The sequence below is a fragment of the Kitasatospora sp. LaBMicrA B282 genome (genome assembly GCF_050325825.1).
GTDB lineage: Bacteria > Actinomycetota > Actinomycetes > Streptomycetales > Streptomycetaceae > Kitasatospora.
The window spans coordinates 1-7,641 of the sequence record NZ_JBNQTI010000269.1 but is presented as its reverse complement, the minus strand read 5'-3'; the positions used below and the strand labels follow the sequence as shown (position 1 = coordinate 7,641).

Sequence of the window (7,641 nt, the reverse complement as noted above, 5' to 3'; positions counted from 1 at the left end):
GGGGGAGGAAGAGGGGGGGGGAGCGGTAGGCCGGGCGGCCGGGGTGCCGTGATGACCGGCTGGCCCGCCGCCCCCGCCGCGGTGCTCGAACCCGCGGAGCTGCCGCCGCAGCCCGGCCCGCCCCGGGTCAAGGTGCTGCACGTGATCACCCGGTTCTGGGCCGGCGCCGGCGGCAACACCCTGATGACCGCGGTCGGCATGGACCCGCGGGTCTACGAGGTCTGGGTGGCCGGCGTGCCCGGCGGTCCGCTCTGGGAGCGGGCCCGGGCGGCCGGGGTGCGCACCGTGGAGCTGCGCGGCTTCCGCGAGGTGCTCGCGCCGGGCGACCTGCTGGTGCTCTGGCGACTGGTCCGGCTGATCCGGCGCGAACGCTTCACCGTGGTGCACACCCACTCCGCCAAGGGCGGCTTCCTCGGCCGCTTCGCCGCCCGGATCTGCCGCACCCCGGTGGTGGTGCACACCTTCCACGGCCTCAGCTTCCACGACCGGATGCCCCCGCTGCGCCGGGCGCTCTACCGCCGCCTGGAGCGACTGCCCCGCAGCAGCACCCACGCCTTCCTCGCGGTCGCCCCGCAACTGGCCCGCGAGGTGGTCGAACAGCGGCTGGCCCCGCCCGGCCGGGTGCGCGTGGTGCCCTCGGCGGTCGACCTGGAGGACATCCCGACCGACTACGACCCGGCGGCCCGCTGGGAGCTGGGCTTCCCCGAACACGTCCCGCTGGTCGGCACGGTCGGCCGGATCGACCGCCAGAAGGCGCCGCTGGACTTCGTCCGGATGGCCGCCGCGCTGCGCACCACCCATCCGTCGGCCGCCTTCGTGATGGTCGGCGACGGCCCGCTGGCCGACCAGGTGCGGCAGCTGGCCGCCGAGCTGGACGTCGAGGTGCACCTGACCGGCTACCGCCCCGATGCGGCGCGGCTGGCCGCCGGTCTGGACGTCTTCGTCATCTCCTCGCTCTACGAGGGCCTGGGCCGGGCCCTGACCGAGGCGCTGGCCGCCGCCCGCCCGGTCGCGGCCACCTGCGTCAACGGCATCCCCGACCTGGTCGAACCGGGCGCCACCGGCCTGCTGGCCGCCCCCGCCGACCCCGCCGACCTGGCCCGCGCGGTCGGCTGGCTGCTCGACCACCCCGACGCCGCCGCCAAGATGGGCCACCAGGGCCGCGCCCGGGTCCGCGCCGCCTTCGACCCCGCCACCATGTGCAGCCAGATCGACCACTGCTACCGCGACCTCCTCGGCCTGCCTCCGGCAGCCCGCTGACACACCGTCACGGCGGCCGGGCCGGCCAGGCCCTGGCGCCCGGGGCCGCCGGGTGGCACGGTGGGCGGATGGCACCCGAGCGGACGGAACCCGAGCTGGTCCCCGGCACCGACGCCGATCGGGCGTTGGTGGCCAACCTGCTCCAGCTCTACCTGCACGACCACTCGCAGTACGCGCAGGTCGAGCCCGACGCGTCCGGCCGCTTCGAGTTCCCGTGGCTGGACGACTACTTCGGGCGGCCGGGCCGGGAGTGCTGGGTGATCCGGGCCGACGGGCGCCCGGTCGGGTTCGCCCTGACCCGGGACGGCGTTCCGGGGGACGAGGACGCCTGGCACCTGGCCGAGTTCTTCGTGCTCCGGGCGCACCGGCGGCGCGGGCTGGGGCGGCGGGCCGCGCGGCTGGTGCTGCAACGGCACCCGGGGTGGTGGACGCTCTCCTACCTGGCGAACAACACCCCGGCCGCCGGGCTGTGGCCGGCGCTGGCCGCGGAGCTGTCCGGCGGGCGGGTACGGCGGGTGGAGCAGGCGCAGACGCAGCCGGCGGCACCGGCACCCCGCTACCGGCTGCGTTTCGAGGTGCCCGCGCCCTGAGCCGCCCTAGCGGTGGGGGTGGGGGCGGGCGGGTCCCGGCTCCTGGAGGGCGCGGCGCAGCGGCGGGGCGAGGTGCCGGACGATTTCATCGGGCGTCATCGAGACCACCGGTTCGAGGCGCAGCAGGTACCGGGTGACGATCAGCCCCGCTACCTGCGAGCAGAAGGCCGCGGCCCGCTTGCGGGCGGCCGGGCCGCCGAGCCAGGCAGCCACCCGGTCCACGATCTCGCGTTCCACCACCTCCTTGACCAGCGCCGCGAAGGCCTCGTCCTGGCTGGCGTTGCGCAGCATGGCGAGCAGGGTGGGGCCGGCCACCGGGTCCTCCCAGACCGTCAGCAGGCCGCGCAGCACGCGTTGCGGGAAGTCGACGCGATCCCCTTCCAGGGCCTTGACCAGCACCTCGGCGGGATTGGCCGCGAGCGCCAGGGCGGCGCCGAACAGGCCCTTCTTGGAGCCGAAGAAGTAGCTGATCAGGGCGAGGTCGACGCCGGCCTCGGCGGCGACCGAGCGCAGCGTGACGGCGTGGTAGCCCTCGGCCAGGAAGCGGCGGCGGGCGATGTCGAGGATGACGCCGCGGGTGTCGGGACTGCCGGGGCGGCGACCGCGCGGCGCGGATTTATTCATCACCATGGAAATCCTAGCCGCGGCGGGACCACGCTGGCCAGGTCAACACCCCTCCTGTCCCGCCAGGGAGCGCACACCATGACCGCCGTCGACGCCACCTCGAGGCCCGCCTCCACCTCCTCTCCGACACCCGACGCTCCGACCCCCGACACTGCGACGCCCGACACTGCGACGCCCGACACTGCGACGCCCGCCGCCCCCGCCGGCCGGCACTCCCTGGTGCTGGCCGTCACCTGCCTGGCGCTGGCCACCGTGGTGGCCGCGATGTCCTCGTTGAACGTCGCGCTGCCCGAGATGGCCCGGGCGACCCACGCGAGCCAGACCCAGCTCTCCTGGATCATCGACGCCTACAGCCTGGTCTTCGCCGCGCTGCTGCTGCCGGCCGGCGCGCTCGGCGACCGGTTCGGGCGCCGCCGGGCCCTGCTGGCCGGGCTCGGCGTCTTCGGTGCCGTCTCGGTGGCCGCGCTGCTGACGAGTTCGCCCACCGTGCTGATCGGCCTGCGCGCCGCGCTCGGCCTCGGCGCGGCGCTGGTGATGCCGGCCACCCTGTCCACCATCACCGCGACCTTCCCGCGCGAGCAGCGGGCCCGCGGGGTGAGCGTGTGGGCGGCGGTCGCCGGGGCCAGCGCGGTGCTCGGCCTGCTGGCCTCCGGCTCGCTGCTCCAGGAGTGGTCCTGGCGCTCGGTCTTCCTGCTGAACGTGCTGCTGGCGGCCGTGGCGCTGGTCGGCACCCTGCTCGTGGTCCCGGAGTCGGCCGAGCCGGGCCGCCCCGCGCTCGACCGGGTCGGCGCCCTGCTGGCGGTGGCGGGCCTGGGCACCCTGGTCTACAGCGTCATCGAGGCGCCGCTGAACGGCTGGGGCAGCCTGCGCACGGTCGGCGGGATCGGCCTGGGCCTGCTGGTGCTGGCCGGCTTCGTCGGCTGGGAGCTGCGTCGCCGGCACCCGCTGCTGGATCCGCGGCTCTTCCGCAACCGGGCGTTCGCGGCCGGCGCGCTCTCCATCACGCTGCAGTTCTTCGCCTTCTTCGGGTACATCTTCGTGGCCATGCAGTACCTCCAGCTGGTCCGCGGCGACAGTGCGCTGCGGGCGGCGGTCGGCGTGCTGCCGATGGCGGCGGCGCTGGTGCCCGCCTCCCGACTCAGCCCGCGGCTCACCGCGCGGCTCGGCGTCCGGCGCCCGTGGCTGGCCGGCCTGCTGCTGGTGGCCGGCGGCCTGGCGCTCTTCGCCCAGCTGGACGCGGGCAGCTCGTACTGGCTGCTGGTCGCCGCCCTGCTGCCGCTCGGCGCCGGGATGGGACTGGCGATGACCCCGGCCACCACCGCGGTGACCGACGCCCTGCCGGCCGCATTGCAGAACGTCGGCTCGGCCGTCAACGACCTCTCCCGCGAGCTCGGCGGTGCGCTCGGCATCGCGGTGCTGGGCAGCATCCTCAGCGCCTCGTACCGCAGCCACCTGCGGCTGCCCGGCGCCCCCGAGCACGTGGTGCAGGCGGCCCGCTCCTCGCTCGGTGCGGCCGCCGCGCTGGGCGGGCCGGCGCTGGACGCGGCCCGCACCGCGTTCGTCGCCGGGATGCACGACGCGCTGCTCGGCGGGGCCGCGGTGGTCCTGCTGGCCGCCCTCGCGGTGGGCGCGCTGCTCCGCCGGTCCGCGGGCGCGGCGCGCGACTGAGCCACGGTTGCGGTGGTGGGGACCCGGGCCACCGGCCGGGTCCCCATCGGCTTGGTCAACCAGCGCTTTCCTCAGCTGATCTGACGAACAGTCACCCAGTCCCACCCCGATCGCGGGATCCGTGCAGTGGACACGCTAACCTGGAAGGGTGGAGACGGATGCGGGACGCGAGATCGCCGACGCGCTCGGGCTGCTGCTCAAGCGCACCACCCGGGCGCGGCTGTACCAGGAACTCACCGAGAACCTGGGCGACGACCTGGACGAACTCACCTACCCCGTGCTCAGCGGCCTGGCCCGGACCGGCCCGCGCAGCGCCGCCGAGCTGGCCCAGGAAGTGGGCCTGGACCGCTCCAACGTGACCCGCCGGGCCAGCCGCCTGGAGCAGGCCGGTCTGCTGAGCCGCGAGCCCGACCCCGCCGACCGCCGGGCCACCCTGCTGGTCCTCACCCCGCTGGGCGAGGAGACCATCCGGCTCACCCGCGACCGCCTCGCCGAGCGGATCACCGCCGCCCTGGCCGACTGGCCCCCCGGCGAGGCCCGCACCTTCGCCCACCAGCTCCACCGCTTCGTCACCGAGGGCCCGTTCACGACCGACCACACGCCGCCGGCCTGACAGTCGACCCACGAATCACGCCGTGACACGCGACCCGGTCACGCCGTAACACCCGGCCCGGCCGTTGCGCAAGGCAATTCAACAGTGCTGTTATAAAAACTGTTATAACAGCACTGTCAGATCAGCCGAGGAGAGCGCAGATGCCCGAGCTCCACCCCCCGATCGAACCGCACCAGCACGGTCTGCTCGACGTCGGCGAAGGCAACCAGGTGTACTGGGAGGTCTGCGGCAACCCGGCGGGCAAGCCCGCCCTGGTGGTGCACGGCGGCCCCGGGTCCGGCTGCACCGCCACGCCGCGGCGGCTCTTCGACCCCGCCGAGTATCGCGTGGTCCTCTTCGACCAGCGCGGCTGCGGTCGCAGCACCCCGCACGCCGCCGACCCGGCCACCGACCTCCGGCACAACACCACCGACCACCTGATCGCCGACATGGAGCGCCTGCGGGTCCACCTGGGGATCGACCGCTGGCTGCTGTACGGCGGCTCCTGGGGTTCCACCCTGCTGCTCGCCTACGCCGAGCGCCACCCCGAGCGGGTCTCCGAGATCGTGATCGCGGCCGTCACCACCACCCGGCGCTCCGAGATCGACTGGCTCTACCGCGGCGTGGGCCGGTTCTTCCCGGAGGCCTGGCAGCGCTTCGTGGCCGGCGCCGGCGGCACCGGTCCGGACGGCGACCTGCTCGCCGCCTACGCCCGCCTGACGAACCACCAGGACCCGGAGGTCCGGGCCCGCGCCACCGAGGACTGGTGCGCCTGGGAGGACGCGGTGCTCTCCGGCGAGACCAGCGGGACCTCCCGCCCCTACGGCGACCGCCCGACCGCCGCCCGCACTGCGCTGGTCCGGATCTGCGCACACTACTTCTCCCGGGGCGCCTTCCTCCCCGAGGGCGAACTGCTGCGCGAGGCCGGGCGACTGGCCGGCATCCCCGGCGTGCTGATCCACGGCCGGCAGGACATGGGCGGCCCGCTGACCACCGCCTGGGAGCTGCACCAGGCCTGGCCGGGCTCCGAGTTGATCGTCGTCGAGGACGCCGGCCACCTCGGCGGCGCCGAGACCAGGGGCCACCTGCTGACCGCCCTGGAGCGGTTCGCCGCCCCGGGCACCGCCGGCTGAGCGGTGGACCTCCCAGCACGACGACCACCGCCCGTACGGCCCCTACCGTACGGGCGGTGGGTCATCGCCGCCCGGACACCCCCGCGACCCGGGCGACCCCCGCCGTCAGCTCGGCCGCCGGCGGAGCTTCTTCACCTCCCGGTCGAGGGCCCAGGCGTCGGCGACCGGCCCGAGGTGGCCGAGCTTGTCGGGGTTGCTCACCCCGCGGATCGCCTGGATCTGCCCGTCGAGCACGTCGAGGACCAGCGTCTGCAGGATCCTGCCGTCCCGGTCCCGGAGGACCGCGCCGGGCTGGGCGTTGACCTCCTGCCGCTCGAAGAAGACGTCGATCCGCATCAGCCACGGGTACACCGTGCCCAGCACCCGGGCCACGTTCGCCGCGCCGACGACGGGCCTGGCGAACTGCGGGGTCTTGCCGCCGCCGTCCCGGACCAGCTCCACGTCGGCGGCCAGCAGGCCCTGCAACCCGTCGATGTCGCCGTCCTGCATCGCCTCGAAGAACCTGCGCGCCAGCTCCTGGCGTTCCCGCCGGTCGGCGGCGAACCGCTGCCGCCCGTCCGCCATGTGCCGCCGGCCCCGCACCAACAGTTGGCGGCAGGCCGACTCGGACCGCCCCACCGCGGCGGCGACCTCGTCGAAGCCGAAGCCGAACACCTCGCGCAGCACGAAGACCGCCCGCTCCAGCGGGCTGAGCCGTTCCAGCAGCAGCAGCGCCGCCATCGACACCGAGTCGGCCAGTTCCACGGCCCGCGCCGGATCCTGGTACGGATCGCTCAGCAGCGGCTCCGGGAACCAGGGGCCCACGTACTCCTCCCGCCGCACCCGCGCGGAGCGCAGCACGTCGATGGCGATCCGGGTCACCGTGGCCGACAGGAAGGCCTTGGTCGAGGTGGGCCGGGTCGCCGAGGCGGCGAAGCGCAGCCAGGTCTCCTGCACGGCGTCCTCGGCCTCGCCCACGCTGCCCAGGATCCGGTAGGCGATCGAGAAGAGCAGCGGCCGCAGCTCCTCGAACTCCTCGGCCTCACCGGGCGACTCCGCCGCCGCGCCCGACGGGTCCGGGGACTCGCTCACCTCTAAGCCCACGTCGAACTCCCTCTCGCTAGGTCCGCCGGTACCTTCGGTGGAACTGCCGGTACCTTCAGTGGAACTGGCCGGGCACGTAGTCGCCGGCCGGCTGACGAGTGATGATATTCGCCCGGTTCACCAGGTTCATGAAGGAGACCAGCAGCACCAGTGCGCCCAACTGCGCCTCGTCGTAGTGCGCGGCCGCCCTGGCCCAGACCGCGTCGCTCACCCCGCCGGCCGCGTCCGCGACCCGGGTCGCCTCCTCGGCCAGCTCCAGCGCCGCCCGCTCGGCCTCGGTGAAGACCGTCGCCTCCCGCCAGGCCGCGACCAGGTTCAGCCGCACCGCGCTCTCACCGGCCACGGCGGCCTCCTTGGTGTGCATGTCGATGCAGACGGCGCAGCCGTTGATCTGGCTCACCCGCAGCGAGACCAGCTCCTGGGTGGCCGCCGGCAGCGCCGACTCCCGGACCACCGCGCCGGCCGCCATCAGGTGCTTGAAGGCCTTGCCGACGGTCGGGTTGCTGAAGTAGTCCAGTCGCGCGTCCATGAGGTGCTCCTTCGTACCGGTCAGTGGCTTGCACACCCTGAGACGAGGCAGCCCGCTCCGCTGTGACATGGGCGCGACTGTGACCCGGGTCACGCCGCCCGCCGGCTCGCCCCCGCCCTGCCCGCCGGACGGGCGACCCGCCGCGCGCCGCGCCGCCCGCCG

The 7,641-nt window shown here is 74.8% G+C and carries 8 protein-coding genes; 5 read left to right on the top strand and 3 right to left on the bottom strand.

Annotation, left to right across the window (positions count from 1 at the left end; all coding sequences use genetic code 11):
* The first annotated feature begins 51 nt into the window (after nucleotides 1-51).
* Both ACQRUO_RS37705 and ACQRUO_RS37700 read left to right on the top strand, forming a co-directional pair.
* On the top strand, nucleotides 52-1,260 hold the full coding sequence (locus tag ACQRUO_RS37705; RefSeq protein WP_428320694.1) for a glycosyltransferase: 1,209 nt from the start codon (nucleotides 52-54) through the stop codon (nucleotides 1,258-1,260).
* A gap of 68 nt (nucleotides 1,261-1,328) precedes the next feature.
* A complete protein-coding gene (locus ACQRUO_RS37700) occupies nucleotides 1,329-1,850 on the top strand; it encodes a GNAT family N-acetyltransferase (RefSeq protein ID WP_428320693.1) in 522 nt (173 codons plus the stop codon).
* 6 nt (nucleotides 1,851-1,856) lie between these two features.
* Here the strand turns inward: ACQRUO_RS37700 and ACQRUO_RS37695 are convergent, their stop codons facing one another.
* Nucleotides 1,857-2,474, bottom strand: a complete 618-nt coding sequence (locus tag ACQRUO_RS37695; protein WP_428320692.1) for a TetR family transcriptional regulator — start codon at nucleotides 2,472-2,474, stop codon at nucleotides 1,857-1,859.
* Nucleotides 2,475-2,552: 78 nt separating this feature from the next.
* On the opposite strand from ACQRUO_RS37695, the gene ACQRUO_RS37690 reads away from it, so the two are divergent.
* From ACQRUO_RS37690 to pip, 3 genes are all read left to right on the top strand, one after another.
* Nucleotides 2,553-4,142 (top strand): MFS transporter, encoded by a 1,590-nt coding sequence (locus ACQRUO_RS37690; protein ID WP_428320691.1) that lies wholly within the window; start codon nucleotides 2,553-2,555, stop codon nucleotides 4,140-4,142.
* A gap of 148 nt (nucleotides 4,143-4,290) precedes the next feature.
* Nucleotides 4,291-4,755, top strand: a complete 465-nt coding sequence (locus ACQRUO_RS37685) for a MarR family winged helix-turn-helix transcriptional regulator (protein ID WP_428320690.1) — start codon at nucleotides 4,291-4,293, stop codon at nucleotides 4,753-4,755.
* 140 nt (nucleotides 4,756-4,895) lie between these two features.
* Nucleotides 4,896-5,867 carry a prolyl aminopeptidase gene (pip, locus tag ACQRUO_RS37680; protein ID WP_428320689.1) on the top strand — a complete coding sequence of 324 codons (972 nt, stop codon included), beginning with the start codon at nucleotides 4,896-4,898 and terminating at the stop codon, nucleotides 5,865-5,867.
* 105 nt (nucleotides 5,868-5,972) lie between these two features.
* Here the strand turns inward: pip and ACQRUO_RS37675 are convergent, their stop codons facing one another.
* Together ACQRUO_RS37675 and ACQRUO_RS37670 are read right to left on the bottom strand one after the other, a co-directional pair.
* Nucleotides 5,973-6,950 (bottom strand): RNA polymerase sigma-70 factor, encoded by a 978-nt coding sequence (locus ACQRUO_RS37675; RefSeq protein WP_428320688.1) that lies wholly within the window; start codon nucleotides 6,948-6,950, stop codon nucleotides 5,973-5,975.
* 55 nt (nucleotides 6,951-7,005) lie between these two features.
* Nucleotides 7,006-7,479 (bottom strand): carboxymuconolactone decarboxylase family protein, encoded by a 474-nt coding sequence (locus ACQRUO_RS37670; protein WP_428320687.1) that lies wholly within the window; start codon nucleotides 7,477-7,479, stop codon nucleotides 7,006-7,008.
* Nucleotides 7,480-7,641: the final 162 nt, after the last annotated feature.